Source organism: Massilia mucilaginosa (genome assembly GCF_011682145.1).
In the GTDB taxonomy this organism is placed as follows: Bacteria; Pseudomonadota; Gammaproteobacteria; order Burkholderiales; family Burkholderiaceae_D; genus Telluria_A; species Telluria_A mucilaginosa.
In genome coordinates this window covers 63,888-81,322 of record NZ_WHJH01000013.1, presented here as the reverse complement: position 1 = coordinate 81,322, position 17,435 = coordinate 63,888, and the positions used below count along the sequence as shown (strand labels likewise).

The 17,435-nt window shown below is 64.4% G+C and carries 16 protein-coding genes and 1 pseudogene; 3 read left to right on the top strand and 14 right to left on the bottom strand.

The annotated features are described in order from the left end of the window. Positions 1-20: 20 nt before the first annotated feature. Positions 21-203 carry a hypothetical protein gene (locus F2P45_RS13470; protein ID WP_166875558.1) on the top strand — a complete coding sequence of 61 codons (183 nt, stop codon included), beginning with the start codon at positions 21-23 and terminating at the stop codon, positions 201-203. An 87-nt stretch (positions 204-290) separates the two neighbouring features. On the opposite strand, the gene F2P45_RS13465 is transcribed toward F2P45_RS13470, so the two are convergent. Then, positions 291-1,271, bottom strand: coding sequence for a chemotaxis protein (locus F2P45_RS13465; RefSeq protein WP_166875555.1), 981 nt, complete (start codon positions 1,269-1,271; stop codon positions 291-293). 477 nt (positions 1,272-1,748) lie between these two features. Between F2P45_RS13465 and F2P45_RS13460 the strand changes: the two are divergent. Beyond that, positions 1,749-3,614: pseudogene (locus F2P45_RS13460) on the top strand (sensor domain-containing phosphodiesterase). On the opposite strand, the gene F2P45_RS13455 reads toward F2P45_RS13460, so the two are convergent. After that, positions 3,556-4,818, bottom strand: a complete 1,263-nt coding sequence (locus F2P45_RS13455; protein WP_166875552.1) for a PQQ-dependent sugar dehydrogenase — start codon at positions 4,816-4,818, stop codon at positions 3,556-3,558. The pseudogene F2P45_RS13460 and the gene F2P45_RS13455 sit on opposite strands and share 59 nt — an antisense overlap. A gap of 257 nt (positions 4,819-5,075) precedes the next feature. Here F2P45_RS13455 and F2P45_RS13450 point away from each other — a divergent pair, with 257 nt between their 5' ends. After that, positions 5,076-6,647, top strand: a complete 1,572-nt coding sequence (locus tag F2P45_RS13450) for an oleate hydratase (RefSeq protein ID WP_166875549.1) — start codon at positions 5,076-5,078, stop codon at positions 6,645-6,647. 18 nt (positions 6,648-6,665) lie between these two features. On the opposite strand, the gene F2P45_RS13445 is transcribed toward F2P45_RS13450, so the two are convergent. The 12 genes from F2P45_RS13445 to F2P45_RS13390 form a co-directional block, all read right to left on the bottom strand. Beyond that, positions 6,666-7,166, bottom strand: coding sequence for a GNAT family N-acetyltransferase (locus tag F2P45_RS13445; protein ID WP_166875546.1), 501 nt, complete (start codon positions 7,164-7,166; stop codon positions 6,666-6,668). Positions 7,167-7,176: 10 nt separating this feature from the next. Then, positions 7,177-7,506, bottom strand: a complete 330-nt coding sequence (locus tag F2P45_RS13440; protein WP_166875543.1) for a DHCW motif cupin fold protein — start codon at positions 7,504-7,506, stop codon at positions 7,177-7,179. A gap of 172 nt (positions 7,507-7,678) precedes the next feature. Then, a complete protein-coding gene (locus F2P45_RS13435) occupies positions 7,679-8,497 on the bottom strand; it encodes a Crp/Fnr family transcriptional regulator (protein ID WP_370663247.1) in 819 nt (272 codons plus the stop codon). Positions 8,498-8,687: 190 nt separating this feature from the next. Continuing rightward, the gene (locus F2P45_RS13430; protein ID WP_223164733.1) at positions 8,688-9,275 is read right to left on the bottom strand and encodes a hypothetical protein; all 588 of its coding nucleotides are present in this window, start codon (positions 9,273-9,275) and stop codon (positions 8,688-8,690) included. 109 nt (positions 9,276-9,384) lie between these two features. Then, positions 9,385-9,843, bottom strand: a complete 459-nt coding sequence (locus F2P45_RS13425; protein ID WP_166875537.1) for a hemerythrin domain-containing protein — start codon at positions 9,841-9,843, stop codon at positions 9,385-9,387. Between the two features lie 127 nt (positions 9,844-9,970). Continuing rightward, positions 9,971-10,990 carry an AAA family ATPase gene (locus F2P45_RS13420; protein ID WP_370663246.1) on the bottom strand — a complete coding sequence of 340 codons (1,020 nt, stop codon included), beginning with the start codon at positions 10,988-10,990 and terminating at the stop codon, positions 9,971-9,973. Beyond that, positions 10,987-11,550, bottom strand: a complete 564-nt coding sequence (pnuC, locus tag F2P45_RS13415; RefSeq protein ID WP_166875534.1) for a nicotinamide riboside transporter PnuC — start codon at positions 11,548-11,550, stop codon at positions 10,987-10,989. Before pnuC ends, F2P45_RS13420 begins: the two co-directional genes overlap by 4 nt. After that, the gene (locus F2P45_RS13410; RefSeq protein WP_166875531.1) at positions 11,547-12,473 is read right to left on the bottom strand and encodes an ADP-ribosylglycohydrolase family protein; all 927 of its coding nucleotides are present in this window, start codon (positions 12,471-12,473) and stop codon (positions 11,547-11,549) included. Before F2P45_RS13410 ends, pnuC begins: the two co-directional genes overlap by 4 nt. Beyond that, positions 12,470-13,528: a bifunctional nicotinamide-nucleotide adenylyltransferase/Nudix hydroxylase gene (locus F2P45_RS13405; protein WP_166875529.1), complete on the bottom strand. Its 1,059-nt coding sequence runs from the start codon at positions 13,526-13,528 to the stop codon at positions 12,470-12,472. Before F2P45_RS13405 ends, F2P45_RS13410 begins: the two co-directional genes overlap by 4 nt. 5 nt (positions 13,529-13,533) lie before the next feature. Next, the gene (locus tag F2P45_RS13400) at positions 13,534-15,231 is read right to left on the bottom strand and encodes an NAD+ synthase (protein WP_166875527.1); all 1,698 of its coding nucleotides are present in this window, start codon (positions 15,229-15,231) and stop codon (positions 13,534-13,536) included. Between the two features lie 24 nt (positions 15,232-15,255). After that, the gene (gene pncB / locus F2P45_RS13395; RefSeq protein WP_166875525.1) at positions 15,256-16,446 is read right to left on the bottom strand and encodes a nicotinate phosphoribosyltransferase; all 1,191 of its coding nucleotides are present in this window, start codon (positions 16,444-16,446) and stop codon (positions 15,256-15,258) included. A 54-nt stretch (positions 16,447-16,500) separates the two neighbouring features. Continuing rightward, complete coding sequence (locus F2P45_RS13390; protein WP_166875522.1) at positions 16,501-17,370, bottom strand: cysteine hydrolase family protein; 870 nt, start codon at positions 17,368-17,370, stop codon at positions 16,501-16,503. Between the last annotated feature and the right edge of the window lie 65 nt (positions 17,371-17,435).

Below are 17,435 nucleotides of genomic sequence, written 5' to 3'. Positions count from 1 at the left end.
CTGCAACAAGGAGAACTACCATGACACAATCGACATCGACCGACACGCAAAACAAGCAATCCGGCAGCCCTGAAACCGAAGCGGACGTCAATTCGGCGGCCGGCAAGAAGGATGACAAGAGCAGCCACGATGCGAAAAGCCGCGTGAAGGCAGGCAGTGACGAAGGCGCCGGTGGCGGCGCGAAGCAGAAGCAGAACCACTAAAGTCAACACTGTCGTCTCTGGCACTGCCGGAGGCGACCCTCTGGCATTGCCGGAGGCGACTTTCCGCCATTGGCGGAAACGGCGTCCTTAACCGCGTTTTTGCGGCGTCGTGTTTTTCGCCAGCGTCTTGCGCAGCAAGGCCGCCAGTTCAATCGGCACGAACTTGGCAATATACGCGTCCGCGCCCACCCCATTCACATGGTTCTCGTTGGCCGCGCCCGACAGCGATGAATGAATAATTACGGGAATCGTCGAGAAACGGCTGTCCTGCTTGATATTGCGCGTCAGCGTAAAACCATCCATCTCCGGCATTTCCAGGTCGCTCAGCACCAGCGCCACCTTGTCGCGCGCCGTCTTGCCCTCTTTCTTGGCGGCGATATCGATCGCTTCGAGCTTGTCCCACGCCTGCTTGCCCGAATTGGTCATCACGTACTTGGCGCCCATCGCCTGCAAGGCGTTTTCGATCAGCGCGCGCGCGATCACCGAATCGTCCGCCGCCAGGATCACCTGGCCTTCCGGCAGATTGAGCGGCGCGCCCATGGTGTCGGCATCCACATCCGGCTCTTCACTGCTGTGCAGCTGGCGCAGAATCGATTCCACATCGAGCACCTGCGCCAGGCGCGTGTTGGGCACGTCGCCATCGACCTTGGCGATGCTGGTCACCAGCGCGCCGCTGGCGGTTTTGTCGCCCGGCAGCACCGAGGTCCATTCCAGGCGCACGATTTCTTCCACCGCTTCCACCGCGAACGCTTGCGTGGTGCGGGCGAATTCGGTAATCAACAACAGTTTGAGTCCGGCTACCGGAATGCATCCCACCACCGCCGGGAGATTGATGACAGGAATAATCTGCTCTCGCAAATTTACAACACCCAACATATGCGGATGAGAATCCGCAATCGGCGTGACGTGCGGCATCGCGACAATTTCGCGAATCTTGAACACGTTGATCGCATATAGTTCAGAGTGGTTGCCCTCGGCATCGCCACCCAGGCGAAACAGGAGCAATTCCAGCTTGTTAAGACTGGTGAGATTGCTTCTTTCGTCGATATCCTGTTGAACGTTATTCATCTTTTCCTTTTCCCTGCGCCCGGCCTGACGGCAGCCGGCGGCAACTGTATGAGCGCGTCGTGCTGCGACGGCGCGAACCTGGCGTTCTGATGCATCGGCGGGCTTGGGCCGACAGGCGGAGCTGGTCGATCCCGGGGGATGGGGGATCAGGGTGAGAGGTGAAGCAGGAAGCGCGTACACACCAGCGCTCCGGTCCAATCGATTATACGTGTAAATATTCCCCCCGCATCATCAGCTTTCATGCGGACCCACCCGGCTTGTTGCGCCGTTCGCACGTTTAGTGCCGCAGAGCACCAATTTTCTTTCGATGCTACAATTTGTTTCATGAGCCATGACCCGCTCGTCCCCGGCCTGTGCGGCCTGTCTCACGCTTTTCCCGATGCCCACTTCCTGCATCATTCCTTTGTTAACAGTGACGACGAGCGCGCCGCATGAGAGTGCGTTCACGATGTAGCCCAGCGCCCGGGGCAAAAAGGCATGACTATGACTAACTGCAATGAACCCGAGCGCCTGCTCGCCCTGCGCAAGCTGAATCTGCTCGACACCGCGCCCACCGAAGCCTTCGACCGCATCACCCGCATGGCGGCGCGCGTGTTCGGTTTGCCGATCGCGGCCGTGTCCCTGACCGACAGCGACCGCCAGTGGTTCAAGTCGCGCGTGGGCGTCGCCCATACCTCGATTCCGCGCATCAAGGCGCCCTGCGCCACCGTGGCCGGCAGCGGCGACATGCTCGTCATTAACGACCTGCACGAAGATGCGTTCTTCCGCGACAGCCACCTGGCCCACAGCGGCGTGCGTTTCTATGCCGGCGCGCCCCTGATCACCAGCGACGGCTTCAACCTGGGCGCGATGTGCGTGCTGGGCCTGGAGCCGCGCACCATCAGCAGCACCGAACACGACGCGCTGACCGACCTGGCGGCCATGGTCATGGCCCAGATCGAGCTGCAGCACAACCTGGGCCGGGTCGATCCGCTCAGCGGCATGCCGAACCGCAAACAATTTATCGAAGACTACGCCGACATGCAAATGGACCGCCCCCATGGCGAGCAGCGCGCGGCGGTGCTGGTCAACATGGCCAACCAGGAGCAACTGAACAATGCGGCGCGGGTGATGGGCGCCTCGTATTTCGACGACCTGATGAACGAGGCGATCGTCTCTTACCGCGCCGTCATGGGCAACGAGCACAAGGTGTACCAGCTGGCGGCGACCCAGTTCATCACCATCGCCCCGCCCGGCACCGGCGACGGCGCCGGCGCCGGCGAAGGTACTTACCGCGCGCGCCTGGCGCACTGGCTGGGCAGCCGCGCCGAATGGAGCACCTCGCGTTTCGTGACCACGCCGGCGATCGGCATCGCGCCCTTCCTGCTGGGCCGCACCGATTGCCTGGACGTGCTGCGCATCGCCCAGAACGCCATGCAGGACGCGCACCAGACCGGCCAGCTGATCGGCACCTATTCCTCCGCGCAAGATGACGCCTACCGCCGCCGCTTCACCCTGCTCAACGCCTTCGACGCGGCGCTGGCCGACACCAGCCAGCGGCGCCTGGTCTACCAGCCGCGCATCGACCTCGTCACCGGCCGCTGCATCGGCGCCGAAGCGCTGCTGCGCTGGCGCCATCCGGAGCTGGGCGACGTGCCGCCGGGCGAATTCATGCCGGTGGTGGAACAGACCTCGATGGTGCGCGCCGCCACCAGCTGGGTGATGCGCGAGGCCGTGCGCCAGCTGGCCGCCTGGCACGCTGCCGGCTTGCAGTTGCAGATGTCGGTCAACGTCTCGGCCGCCAACCTGCTCTAAGACGATTTTGTCAACACCGTCACGGCGCTGCTGAACCAGCACCGCATGGCGCCAGGCTGGCTGGAACTGGAAGTGACGGAAAGCGCGATCATGGAAAACCAGGGCAGCGCGCTGGGCACCCTGGCCGCGCTCGACCAGGCCGGCGTGCGCCTGGCGATCGACGACTTCGGCACCGGCTACAGCAGCCTGTCGTACCTGCAAAGCATGCCGGCGCACGTGGTCAAGATCGACCAGAGTTTTGTGCGCAACATGGCCGGCGGCGAGCGCAACCGCACCCTGGTGAACACCATGATTTCACTGTCGCACGAACTGGGCTTCCGCGTGGTGGCCGAAGGCATCGAAACCGATGACGTGCGGCAGTTGCTGCACGACCAGGGCTGCGACGAGGGCCAGGGTTATCTGTTCGCCCGCCCGCTCGCGCCCGAGGAACTGTTCGCCTGGTGCGCCCGCGCGCAGGCCGGCCAGGCCGTCGCGCGCAAGCCGTGGGCGCCTATTTGCCCGGGGCAGACTTCGCCGGATCCGGAACCGGAAATGCATACTGCAACCTGAGCACCCGTCCGCTGTGGTCCTCGACCACGTAAATCGCGCCATCCGGCCCCTGCTTGACATCGACCGGCGCGCCTGGCGCCTGGTTCGGCTTGGCACCCCAGTCGCTGATCAGTTCGATCATCTTGCCCAGCGGCGCGCCCTGCGCATCCGGCAGGAAAGCCACCAGCCTGCGCCCATGCGCGCGGTAGCCGTGATAGCCGACGATCAGGCTGTTCTTGTATTGCGCAGGGAACATGTCGCCCGTGTAAAAGGTCATGCCCAGCGGCGCCGCATGGGCCGGCAGCAGGCGCACCGGTGCCCGGTAGGCGGCGCACTTAGCGTCCGGATACTCGGGGCTGGCGACATTGTTGTCGTAGCAGTAAGGCCAACCGTAGTTGGCCTTCGCTTCGATCAGGTTCAGCTCATCGTGCGGCAAGTCGTTATCGTTCTTCAAGCCTTTCATGGCCACCTGGATCGCGTCGCGCGAGTTTTCGCCCTGCCATACAGCCTGCGTGGTCGGGTGGACTGCCAGCGCCATCGAATTGCGCAGCCCGGTCGCATGCACTTCCCAGCTCTTGACGGTGCCGGCCGGCCATTGCATCGTGTACTTGCGCAGCACGCCCAGCGCGTTCGCCCCGCTCGCTTCAAGGCAGGGCTTGGCCGGGTCGGGCGCCTTGCCGTTCTTGTCTTCGCAATGGTCGCTGCCTGAACCGACGTTCACATACAAATCGCCCTTGGCGTCGAAACGCATCGCGGTTAAAGGATGGCGCCCGATGCCCGGCAGTCCCGGCGTGCCGGAGTTGCCGCCGATGACATCCTTGCTGCTGCCTTCCGGATCGCGCGGATCGAAGCGGAAGACGCGCTTGATCGCGCCCACGTACACCAAGCCGTCGGGGCCAAGCACGATGCCGTTGGGGCGGTCGATTTTCTTCATCAAGAGGGTCTTCTGGAAGCCGCCGGCGCCCGGTTTCAGAAGCCACACGCTGCCCTGGTTTTTCTGCCAGCCGCCCAGGTCGACCACCAGCACGCTGCCATCAAGCATTGGCTGCACCCCGCGCGCGAACTTGAATCCCTGCCCGATGATGCCAGCGCAAAAGCCCGTCGGCGTGGTCACGGCCAGGCGCGGCGCGCCGCCGCAGGTGGCGGCGGCGGCGCTGCCGCCCATCAGGCAAAGAGCGGCGGCCAGCGCCGGGCGAAGAACAGTACGGGAGTCAAAAGGCGTCATGCTGCATCCAGTCAGAAAGGTGCGGGAATTATAGAGGATTGAATGCACGCAGCATTTCCCCTGGCAATACTTGAACGCTCCCTCTATTAATGCTTTGTCAATTTTGATGTGCATCAATTTTTTTAGGGCGAGCGCATGCGATTCTGCATGCCTCCGGACGCATGCCGCGTCGCAACATCATGCATGATGCAAATGTCGTCCGGAACTGCCTGTCCGGATCGCACCGGACACCGATGCACTTTTTTGGACGACTCCCCATGAACAACAACGTACACGCCCACCTGATTGGCGGCGGTATCGGCTCGCTCGCCGCAGCCGCCTTTATGATCCGCGACGGCAACGTTCCCGGCGCAAACATCCGCATCTATGAAGCGGCGCCCCTGCTCGGCGGCAGCCTGGACGGCGCCGGTTCGCCCGAGCACGGCTACTCGCTGCGCGGCGGCCGCATGCTCACCTTCGATAATTACGAGTGCACCTGGGACTTGTTCAAGTCGATTCCCTCGCTCAGCAACGAAAACAAGAGCGTGTTCGACGAAACGGTCGACTTCAACGAACTGCACAAGTCCCATTCGCAAGCGCGCCTGGTCGACAAGCGCCGCGCCAAGGTGCCGGTGACGTCGATGGGTTTTTCGATGCACGACCGCGCCCAGTTACTCAAGCTGAGCCTGGCCGACGAAGACACGCTCGGGGTCGATGCCATCAGCGACTGGCTCGACCCATCCTTCTTCGAGACCGAGTTCTGGTACATGTGGGCCACCACCTTCGCCTTCCAGCCGTGGCACAGCGCGGTGGAATTCAAGCGCTACCTGCACCGCTTCATGCTGGAATTCTCGCGCATCGAAACCCTGGCCGGCGTGCGCCGCACGGTCTATAACCAGTACGATTCGCTGGTGCGTCCGCTGCAGGAATGGCTGCAACAGCAAGGCGTGCAATTCATCCTCGATTGCAAGGTGAGCGACATCAATCACGCCACCGTGGATGGCAAGTTCGTCGTCACCGGCCTCGACTGCCTCCGTGCAGGCGCCAGCGAGCACGTGGACGTGCCTGCCGGCGACCTGGTGTTCTTCCAGAACGGCTCGATGACCGACGCCTCGAGCCTGGGCAGCATGACGTGCGCGCCCGAAAAACTCGACAAGACCGACAGCCATGGCTGGACCCTGTGGGAAAAGCTGGCTGCCGCCCAGCCGGGCTTCGGCAATCCGGCCGCGTTCAACAGCAGCATCGCGCAGTCGTACTGGGCGTCGTTCACGGTGACCTTGCAAGATCCTGCCTTCTTCGACCGGATGCAGCAGTTCAGCGGCAACGAAGCTGGCACCGGCGGCCTGGTCACCTTCAAGGATTCGAACTGGTTCATGTCGATCGTGCTGGCGCACCAGCCGCACTTTGCCAACCAGCCGGCCGGAGTGCAGGTGTTCTGGGGTTACGCGCTGTCACCGGACCGGATCGGCAATTTTGTCGCCAAGCCGATGTCGGACTGCACCGGCGAAGAAATCCTGCGCGAGCTGTGCGGCCACTTGCGCTTCGATCTCGATGTGGTGGAAACGGCCAATTGCATCCCTTGCCGCATGCCCTACATCACCAGCATGTTCATGCCGCGCGCGCACAGCGACCGTCCGCTGCCGGTGCCGAAGGAATCGAAGAACCTGGCGTTCATCAGCCAGTTCGTCGAGATCGCCGATGATGTGGTGTTCACGGTGGAGTATTCGGTGCGCGCCGCGCAGATGGCGGTGTACGAACTGCTCGATATCAAGCGCGAGGTGCCGCCGATCAAGCAGCACGATCACGCATTGAGCACGCAGTTCGAGGCGCTGTTCAAGGCCTTGAAGTAGCCGGCGCGCGCCCCCGGTTCATGTGCCGGAGGCGCGCAACTGGTTTGCGCAAGCCATGGCTTTCTCCATCTCGACGCAGTCCAGCGCAACGCCGCTCGGATGCGCATACACCGCATTACGCAGCGCGACAAATCCCGCAGCCTGATAAAACGCCACGGCATTGAGCGAGGCCGATAAATGCAAGCGCGTGCAGCCACGCGCGAGCGCCATCGGCTCCAGGGCGGCCAGCATGGTCTTCCCGATTCCGCGTCCGCCAGCCGCCGGATCGACAAACACCGCATCCACCTCGCCCGCATCCAGGTCGACAATCGCATAGCCCAGCATGGCACCCCGCTCTTGCGCGATCAGGGCGCCGCCGCTTTGCACCAGTCCCGGATACGAGCGCGGCGCCGGCGCCGCCGACCACGGCGCGATCACCTCGGCCGGGTAATGGCCGGGACAACTGTGAAGAATCGCGCGCGTGCGCAGCGCCCACATGGCGTCGATATCGGCAAGCAGGGCCGCCCGCAATGTCAGCATGGCGCGCCCCTCAGTCGACGATGAACAGTTTGGCGCCAGTGCGCGTGGTGGAACGATGCGCTTCGGCGTGATCGGCCACCTGGTAACTGACGCCCGGCGTGAGGAGGAATGTGCGGCCGTCGGCCAATTCGCTTTCGAGCTCACCCTCAAGGCACAAGAGGATATGCCCTTTGCTGCACCAGTGATCGGCCAGATAACCGGCGCTGTACTCGACCATGCGCACGCGGATGGGGCCGAACTGGCGCGTCCGCCACCAGGCCATGCCGGTCTCGCCGGGATGCTCGGTGCGTTCCACGCCGGCCCACTCGGTAACGCCAAAGGGAATATCGGAGATGTTCATGCGCATGCCTTGTTCAAACCGTGAAAGAGGATCGGATGCGGTCGTTCGCGTCCGTCACGGCATAAAATAGCATGGAGATGGCAATTGCGCTTGGCCTGGTCCCAGAGGGGCGGGCCGACGGGCGAGGATGGCAGTGCGGGCGGTGATGTGCTGCCCGCGCCGCCATATAAAGTTAAGCGTTGCTCCAGGCGGTGGCGTGCATTTGCTCGAAACCGATCTTGCCGGCGCGGTAGCAGGTACCGGCGCAGTCTTCCAGGCCGGCGCGGTCGAGGATGGCGACGGTGCCGCGCCGATATTGAATCAGGCCGTCGGCTTGCAGCTTGCGCGCGGTCATGGTGATGGTTTCGCGGCGCACACCGAGCATGGTCGCCATGGTGTCTTGCGTAACCTTGATTTCGTCCGACAGCGACCGGTCGAGGCGGTCCAGCAGCCAGCGGCACAGCTTCTGTTCGATGGTGCAGTGACGGCCGCCGACGACGTTTTGCGCCAGCTGGGCGAACATGGCGAAGGTGTAGCGCATCAGCAGCTGCGCCATGGCGCCGCCGGAAGCGACCAGTTCGCGCAGCACGCTGCTTTTCAGGCGGTAAGCGTAACCGGCGGTTTGCACCACGGCGCTGCAGGTAGCGCGTTCGGCTTCGTACATCGCCACGCCCAGCACGCCTTCGCGGCCGACCACGCCGATTTCGGTAGTGGCGCCGTCTTCCATCACATACATCAGCGAGACGATGGCGTTGGTCGGGAAGTAGGCGTAGTCGAACTTGCTGCCGAAGTCATACAGATGCTTGCCGGCTGCCATCGGCACCAGTTCCAGGTGCGGGAACAGGGCTTCCAGGTCGGTGCGGGACAAGGCACGCAGCAATTCGTTTTGCTGAGCGCCGGCGACGCTGATCATCGGCTTGGCGGCGGCCGGCTTGGCGGCGGCGCCCAGGGCGATGGTGCGGATAGCGTTGGTAGCGTTGCTGTTCGAATCGATATTTTGCGTGCGGTACATGGTATGCCTCTGTGTTGTTAGGTTCAACTCATCAATGGCTCTACTGTAAAGCTTGGTACCAAACGCAACCATCGGACCAGTGGATGACTTCCTGTAGGCATCAACAATGACGGTTTGTCATCTAAGTCCTACGCGGCGTCGGACAGATACGCGACCCCGGACGCCGTCCGGCACCAGTGCCAAGAAGTGCTCACGGCGCGGCGGGCGCACGCCGCACGGCGTCGATGCGGATCATCAACGGGTGGAAATACCCGCGCACGATGATCGACTCGCGCGCGCGCAAAGGCGGCTGTACTTCATCGACGCAGAGCGTGGTCGTGACCGTTTCAAAGCGCAGAATCGTCCTCGCCTCGCGCTTGCAGACGTGGCATTTGGGCCCCTTGCATTCGCGGATCGCCTGCGCCTGGAAGGTGCGCTCTTCCAGCGCTGGCGCGCCGACCATCGCGCACAGCCATAGGGCGCTCATCATCCAGCCAAAAAAGGCCAGCCCCACCAGAACGTGCAGGGTCAGGCGCTCGTGCCACGGAAAACGCCCGCCCGGCCTGACGGAGTCGTGCATGCCCCGGTCGATTTCCCGTTGCGCTTTGCGGGTGAGCCGTGGCCCAAGCACGATGTTGGCGACCAGGGCTGCGCCGAGTCCCGCCCACAGCGCCACCGGCATGAAAAACACATGCCAGAAACCGAGGATGTAAATCAGTCCCGGCAAGAACGCCAGAACGATGACGATGCCGCCAAAGGGCGCATCCGGAGTTGCGGTGAGTCTTGCCGGCTTGTACATGGAGAGATATTCGTTGTAAAAAAACGCCATTCTACCGCGCAGCGGCAGGACACCTTCCATGCCTTGCCTCGCGCCGCCCAGGCCTGCACTGCCCGCCTGGCTTGCTGCATTACATGCCGGGGGGATTGAGCGTCTGGCGGTACTCCATCATGCGCGCGCCGATCGCCACCAGGTCCAGCTTGCTCTTGCGCAGGCGCGGGAACATCTTCTCTTCTTCCTCGCGCGCGTGGCGCATCACCTGGTCCCACAGCACTTTGACTGTGGCGTCGAACAATTCGTTCTCCGGTTCCATCACGCGGATGCGTTCGATCAGTTCGCGCGCGCTGGCATGTTCGACGATGGCCTGGGCGATCAGCTCGCTCTCCTTGAGGACGGTGCGGGCCGCCGGGTACAGGATATCCTGCTCCAGCACGGCATGCGCCGTCAGGGCGTCGCAGATATCGGTCGCGATGCGTTTCTTGCTCTCGGTCGAGCGCGCATTCAGGCCGCGAAATTGTTCGAACAGCGCGGTCACTTCCTCGTGCTCGATGATCAAGATGTCGATGGCGTCGTCGTGCATGCATTCCATGGCGGGCTCCGGATTGGGCTCAGTGTCACAAAATGATACCAAAAGTAAGCTTGAGCGCCGAGCGGAATCGCTTCGATTCGTGGTGAAACTGGCAATATTCGTGATTTTTGTCCGGGCGCGCTGGCGCTCAGGCGGCGCCAAGCAAGGCCAGCACCTGCCGCAGGCGCTGCGCCAGCGGACCGTGGACCAGCGTCCAGGGCACGCCGCGGCGCGTCAGTTCGCCCGTGTACCACGCGTGCTGACGCTGGCGGAAGCCATCGTCCCGGCGCGTGCCATCCTGGACAAAAGCAAAGTCCGGCGCGCACAGCAGCGTCACATCGTAGGGCTGCGCCGCGAGCGCGACCAGGGCCGGATCGGCCTGGCCGAACATCTCCGTACTGTAAAACATGGTCGTCAGCGGGCTGGTGTCGCACACCAGAAAGCGCGTGGCGTGCGGCAGCAGCGCCGCTTCGCGCGCCAGCTGGGCGCGGCCGATGGCGAGCATGTCGTCGATCACCAGCGCGCCCTCCTTCTCGATCCACAATTCGCGGCCGAACTCCGGCGCCCAAACGCTGCCCAGCTCCCGCGCCAGGGCGGCGGCGAGCGTGCTCTTGCCGCTCGATTCGCCACCGAGCACGCACACCTTGCGCACGAAGCTGGCATACACCAGCGGATGCAGAAAGGCGCGCATGGCGTGCGGATCGGCGCGGATCGCCGTCCCCGACACCGGAACGAGCGCGCGCGCACGGTCCACCGGGACATGCCGTACCGGGGCGCCAGGCCCGCGCCGCGCGTCGAAAAAGGCGCTCAGCGCCAGCGCGAAGCCGTCGCCGTAGTCTTCACTGGTAAACACCGCGTCGACCGTCACGCCCAGCACGTCCAGGCACAGCGATGCGCAGAAATCGCGCTGTACCGCGTCCGGCGCGTCGTTGGCGGGAACCTGCCCGGCGCCCAGCACCAGCAGGCGCACCTGCGGGTACAGCGCGCGCAGCCACGCCTCGCGCAGCGCCGCGCCGCAGCCGGCGAATTCGGGCCGGGTGTAGCTGATCACGACGACCTCGTCGCAGGCGGCCAGCGCGCTGTCGATGACCAGCATGTGGCCACGGTGCAGCGGGCAGAATTTGCCGACCACCAGGCCGCGCCGCCACTGTTTGACAGGCGCGTTCACAGTGCCTCGCGCGCCAGGCGGCGCCACCACAGCCACGACACGATCGCGTTGACCCAGTAGCAGGCGTACAGAAAAGCGGTCAGGTACAGGCCACGGCTGGCGTACAGGGGCACGGCGACCGTGTTCACCAGAATCCAGAACGCCCAGTTCTCGACCTTGCGCCGCATCAGCAGCAGCTGCGCCACGATGCTGAACACCAGCACCGCCGAATCGATGAACGGCGCGTACGCATTGGTAAAGTAGTGCAGCAGCGCGCCGTAGGCGGCGCTGGCGCCCACGCCGGCCGGCACCAGCCAGGCCAGCGACCTGGCGCTGGCGTGGGTGATCGGCAGCTCGCCGCCCTGCTCCCCGCGCCGCCATTGCATCCATCCGATGACGCTCGAGACGATGAAAAAGCCTTGCAGCGCCACGTCCGCATACAGATTCGACTGGTAGAACAGCACGCCGAACAAGGCGCAGCCGATGATGCCGGTCCACCAGGTGTGCACGCTGTTGCGCCCGGCCAGCAGGATGGCGGCGGTCGCCCCCGCGTTGGCTGCGATTTCAAGGGGACCGATCACGCCATCCGCTCGCAATTCACATCATGAAAGCGGTCGTACAGGCGGCAGGCCATGTCGTCGATCTCGGCGCGCATGGTGATCTGGCCGAGCCAGCGTGCCGGAATCGCGTCCACGCCGTACCAAGCGCCGGCGATCTGGCCGGTGATGGCCGCGGTGGTGTCGGCATCGTCGCCCAGGTTGGCCGCGCGCAGGACCGCCGCCTCGAAACTGTCGGTATGGAAGAAGCACCACAGCGCCGCTTCCAGCGAATCGACGGCGTAGCCGGTGCCCTGGATGTCGCCATCAAGCTTGCCGAGAAAGGCGCCGCCGGCCAGCGCCGCCAGTTTCGGCTCGGCCGGCAGGAAGCCGGCGCTGGCCAGCAGCGCGCTTTTGGGCAGGCCGTCGAGCGCCGCGCTCAGGATGCCGGCGAACAGCTGGCAGGCCTGCACCGCTTCCGGCGCGCCATGCGTGGTGCGCGAGCTGTCGGCGGCATGCCGCAGCACGCGGGCGCGGTCGGGATACGCGAACAGCACCGCCGGAACGAGTCGCATCAGCGAGCCGTTGCCGGCGCTGCGCGGGTGGGTCGAGCCGCTGTACGGATCGCCAGTGACGGCAAAGCGCGCCAAGGCATCCTGCACCGTCATGCCGATGTCGAAACAGGCGCCGGTCGAACTCAGGTAGCCCCACTGGTGCCAGTTGCGGTAGCGGTTGATCTGGTCGAGCGGGTCGAATTCTCCCTTGGTCAGCAAACTCTCGGCCAGGCACAGGGCCATGGAGGTGTCGTCGGTCCACTGGCCGGCCTTGAGCATGAACGGGCCGCCGCCCGTCATGTCGGTGACCGGCGCGAACGAGCCGCGCGGCGAAAACTCCACGGTGGTGCCGACGGCGTCGCCGCAGGCCAGTCCGAGCAAGCTGCCCCGGTAGCGGTCGCGTACGGCGCTCATGCGCTTTGCTCGCTCAGCGACAGGAACGAGTCGAGAATGTGGAAGTGATCTTCAAAAAACTGGTCTTCCATGCCGGCCAGCTCCACGATCGGAATCCAGGCCGCGTGCGAGGCGTCGTCGGACGCTTCCACCGGCGGCAGGTTCTCGGTTTGCAGGTCGAAGAAGTGGGCATGGGTGATGGTGCGGCCACGCTGGCTGCGGTCCGGATGGTCGAACACCTTGACGTCGACCAGCATGCCTTCGAGCGTGCTGCCGAGCAGCGCCAGCTTGGTTTCTTCGGCCAGTTCGCGAATGGCGGCGTGCAGCAGGCGCTCGCGCTGTTCCACGAAGCCGCCGGGAACGGCCCACTGCCCTTTTCCGGGAAAACCGCCTCGGCGGATCAGGAGCACATTGCCGCCGCTGACCACCACCGCGTCGGCGGTGGTGAAGATCGGCGGGTACGGCGCGCTTTTCCACGCGGTTTTGTAGGCCACGATGCGGCGGTGTTCTTCCACCAGGGCGCCATAGTGCGGCAGCAGCGCCCAGGCTTTCAGGTACTGGCGCACCGCGTGCGGCACCATGTCGTCCAGCACGCTGAGCGAGATGTCGAGGTCTTCTGCTTCGAAGAACACGCGCCGCACGCAGGTGGCGTCGATGGCGCGTTCCGATTCGACGACGATGTTTTCCCATTTCGGGAAGTGATTCAGGTAGTAGCTCGACGCATCCTTGAAGTGGCCCACCAGCGCCACGTGCGCCGCACTTGGCGCGCTCCGGGCGACCGCCTTGCGCACCGCCGCCGACCACAGGGAATCGTCGTAGTAGTCGCGCACGGCCACGAAGCTGACGCGCGCGCGGTCTTCCTCGGTCAGGGTGGCGCCGATCATCGCGGCGCGTTCTTCCCATGTGAACGGATTTTTTGCGTTACGCGCCTGGAACGAGGAGCCCAGCACCAGCACCACGTGCGGCGCGCTCACCAGCGCGCGCTGGAGCAGGACCACGTGCCCGCGGTGGAAAGGCTGGAAGCGTCCGATCAGGACGGCGACGTCGGTGGAGCTTGGGTTGGTTTGTGTGTTCATGGGGTTCAATAGTAAGCGGCAATCGGCAATTGACGGCCGCTGCCAAAGGCGCGCGAACGCACCCGGATAATCGGAGGCGCCTGGCGCCGTTTGTATTCGTTACGCGCGACCATGCCGTGAATGCGCTTGACCAGTGCCGCGCCGCCGGCGTCGGCCAGCAGGCCGGTCACGAACTGCTCGGCCAGCGCCGCTTCGGCCACGGGCAGGCGGCGGCCTTCGATGTGCCACTTGAGGATCTCGTCGAGCACCTCGTACTCGGGCAGGCTGTCGGTATCCTGCTGGCCAGGCGCCAGTTCGGCCGATGGCGGCTTGGTCAGCACCGCGTCGGGAATCAGCTCGCGCCCGGCGCGCTGGTTCACATGGCGCGACAAGGCATATACCTCGGTTTTGTACAGATCGCCGATCAGGCCAAGGCCGCCGTTGGTGTCGCCATACAAGGTGCAGTAGCCGACCGAGATTTCGCTCTTGTTGCCGGTCGTGAGCAGCAAGGTGCCGGACGCATTCGAGTACGCCATCAGGATGGTGCCGCGCACGCGCGCTTGCAGGTTTTCGAGCGGCAGGCCTTGCAAGGGCCGGTCGAACGCAGCTTCGAAGCCCACGCTGTACTGCCGCACCAGGTCCAGGATCGGGTGCGTGTACAGGGTGATGCCAAGGTTGCTGCAGAGCGCCACCGAGTCGCTGACCGAGCCTTCGCTCGAAAACGCCGACGGCATGGTCACCGCGATCACGTTCTCCGGCCCCAGCGCGTCGACCGCCAGCGCCAGGGTAAGCGCCGAATCGATGCCGCCCGAGGAGCCGACCACCACTTTGGTAAAGCCGCAGCGGCGCGCATAATCCTGCAAGCCGAGCACGATCTGGCGGCGCGCGAATTCGGCCACCGGCAAACCGTCGGGACTTGGCGCGGCCAGCGCAAAGCCGTCAAATGCGCTGAAGCGGCCCTGCGCGAAGCCGATCACCTGGAAGTCTTCGCAAAAGCGCTGCGCTTCGAACACGATGCCCTGCGAGGGCGACACCGCGAACGAGGCGCCGTCGTACACCAGCTGGTCCTGCCCGCCGACCTGGTTGACGTACAGGATCGGCAACTCGTTGTGCACCGAGGCCGTGCGGAACAGGGTGTGGCGCAGCTCGCGCTTGCCGATGTCGGACGGGCTGGCGTTGATGCTCACGACGAGATCGGGCCGTGCCTCGCGCAGGGCGGTGAAGGGATTGACCTTGTAATCGCGCCCTTCGTGGTTCCAGCCGTCTTCGCAGATCAAGAAGCCGATCCGGTGCGCACCGATTTGCAGCACGCAGGCGCCTTCCGGCCCCGCTTCGAAATGGCGGCGGTCGTCGAACACGCCGTAGGTCGGCAGCAGCTGCTTGTAGTATTCGGCGACGATCACGCCGTCGCGGATCGCCAGCAAGGCGTTGAACAGCGGTTTGCCGGGGCCGTCGTTGGCGCGCACGGCGCCGACCACCGAGACCAGCCCGGGCAAGGCGCGCGAGGCCTCCAGCACGCGTTCCAGGCCTGCCGCCATGCGGGCCAGGAACGCCGGTTCTTCCAGCAGGTCGCCCGGATAGTAGCCGCACAGGGCCAGCTCGGTGAAGACGGCCAGGTCGGCGCCCTGCCCGGCGGCGCGCTGCATGGCCGCGATGATGGCGCCGCTGTTGCCGTCGATATCCCCGACGGTCGGGTTCAATTGGGCGATGGCGATTTTGAGCATCGGGTTCTTTCGATTGCCCGCCGATCAGGCGGAAGGGTGATTGAACACCTGGCGCAGGTAAGCCAGGAAGGTCTCGTCCTTGCACAGCGTCTTGCCCTGGGAGTCGGACAGCTTGGCCACCGGCTGGCCGTTGCAGCTCATCAGCTTCATGACGATATTGAGCGCCGGGATGCCGACGTCGTTCGACAGGTTGGTGCCGATGCCGAAACCGGTCATGGTGCGGTCGGCAAAATGGCGGTACAGCGAAAACGCGGTCGGCAGATCGAGGCCGTCGGAGAACACCAGGCGCCGCGTATGCGCGTCCAGGCGCAGCTTGGCGTAGTGCGCCAGGGCCTTTTCGCCCCACACCACCGGATCGCCCGAATCGTGGCGCAAGCCGTCGAACAGCTTGGCGAAATACAGGTCGAAATCGCCCAGGAAGGCGTCCATGCCCACCACGTCGGTCAGCGCGGTACCGAGGTCGCCGCGGTATTCCTGCACCCAGTCTTCGAGCGCGGCCTTCTGGAAGTCGCGCAGGCGCACGCCGAACGACTGGAAGCTTTGCAGGTATTCGTGGGCCATGGTCCCGATCGGAACCAGCTTGTATTTCATCGCGAAATACACGTTCGAGGTGCCCTTGAAGTAGGTCGGCACTTCGCGCGCCAGCGTGGCGACGACTTCCTCGTGCCAGGCGCCGGAAAAACGGCGGCGCACGCCGAAGTCGAAAAACTCGAACGGATGGCGCTTGGCCGGCTCGCTGGCCAGTTCGCGCAGCAGTGCGATTTTCGCTTGCAGGCGCTTGCGGCCTTCGGCCAGCGCGGCCGCCTGGTCGAAGCGGCGGAAATACAGCTCGTTGACGATGTACAGGACGTAGATCTCAAAGCCCATCACGTGCACCTGCGGCCCGGTGGCGCGGATTTGCAGTTCGTCGCCATCGGTTTCCACGCTCAGGAAATGGCGCTGGAAGCGGAACACGGTCAGGAAATCGGCAAAGTCGCTCTTGATGAAGCGCAGGCTGCGCAGGTAGGCGATTTCTTCCGGCTTGAACGAGAGCGCACACAGATGATCGAGTTCGCGTTCCACGTCGGCCTTCAGTTCGGCCAGCGGATAGGCCGGCACGTTGCGGCAGGTGAAGGCATATTCGGCCTGGGCGGCCGGGTGGCGGTGCAACAGGGCCTGCCACATCGTGAATTTATACAGGTCGGTTTCGAGCAGGCTATGGACAATCGGTGTCATATGGTTCGCGTCGGCGCGCGTCGGAAAAGGGGTGCGTCGGAAAGGGACAAGAGGTTAGCGGCGCGTGTTGGCAAGCAGCTCGGGCACAATATCAGCCGCCTGCGCAATCTGCAGCCCGCGCGCGCGCATGTCGCGCACAAAGTCGTGGTACTGCGCGTCGAAGCCGGTCACGGGGCTCATGCAGTCGGTCAGCAGCACCAGTTGCGAGAGCTGGCGCGGGTCCCAGTTGGCGACGATATGCTCGGTGGTGGCGCGCACGCAGTGGCTGCCCGCTTCACCGGTGATATACACCTGGTCGGCACCGCGCAGCAGCGCCAGGAAGGCCTGGTTGACCTGGGTGCTGTCGTCGTCGGCATCGGGCACCTCGGCCTGCACCGCAGAATAGTGCTCGGTCCAGGGATTGCTGCCCTTGCTGATCTTGTTGACCATGCCCAGCGCGCTATCTTCCCAGTCGTTATAGGCGGCGCGCACGTCGGCGTGCACGTTGTGGCCCCAGGAACCGATCTCGCAGTGCACCGGCCAGGCCATCAGGGTGTAGCGCCCGGCCGCCTCCAGCGCGTCCAGATACGCCAGCACGCGCGGCAAGGCAGTCGCTTTGCGCGGCAGGTATTTACCCTGGCGAACGTCGTGCGCCGTGATCTGGGTGAACGGCTTGATCGCGCCCTGCCCCGCATCCATCCAGAACGCACTGTGGGCGACGTCGAAACGGTGGTGCGAATCGAGCGTGATGCTGATCGCGGACAGCCCATCGCGGCCCTGGCGAATCAGCTCGGCCACGCGCAGCATGTCGGCATGCGCGCCGGGGACCGGCAGCGCAGGCGCCGGCGCGGCGTTGGCGCCCACGGGCGGCGCCAGATAGCCGGCCGGCAAATCGCAGAAATCGTTTTGCGGATCAATCACGAGCAGGTGCAGGTTGCGTTTCATATCCTTGTCCTTTTGAGTACAGTACGACAAGCATAAGCCACTTAATTTACTTTTGCAACTAACTA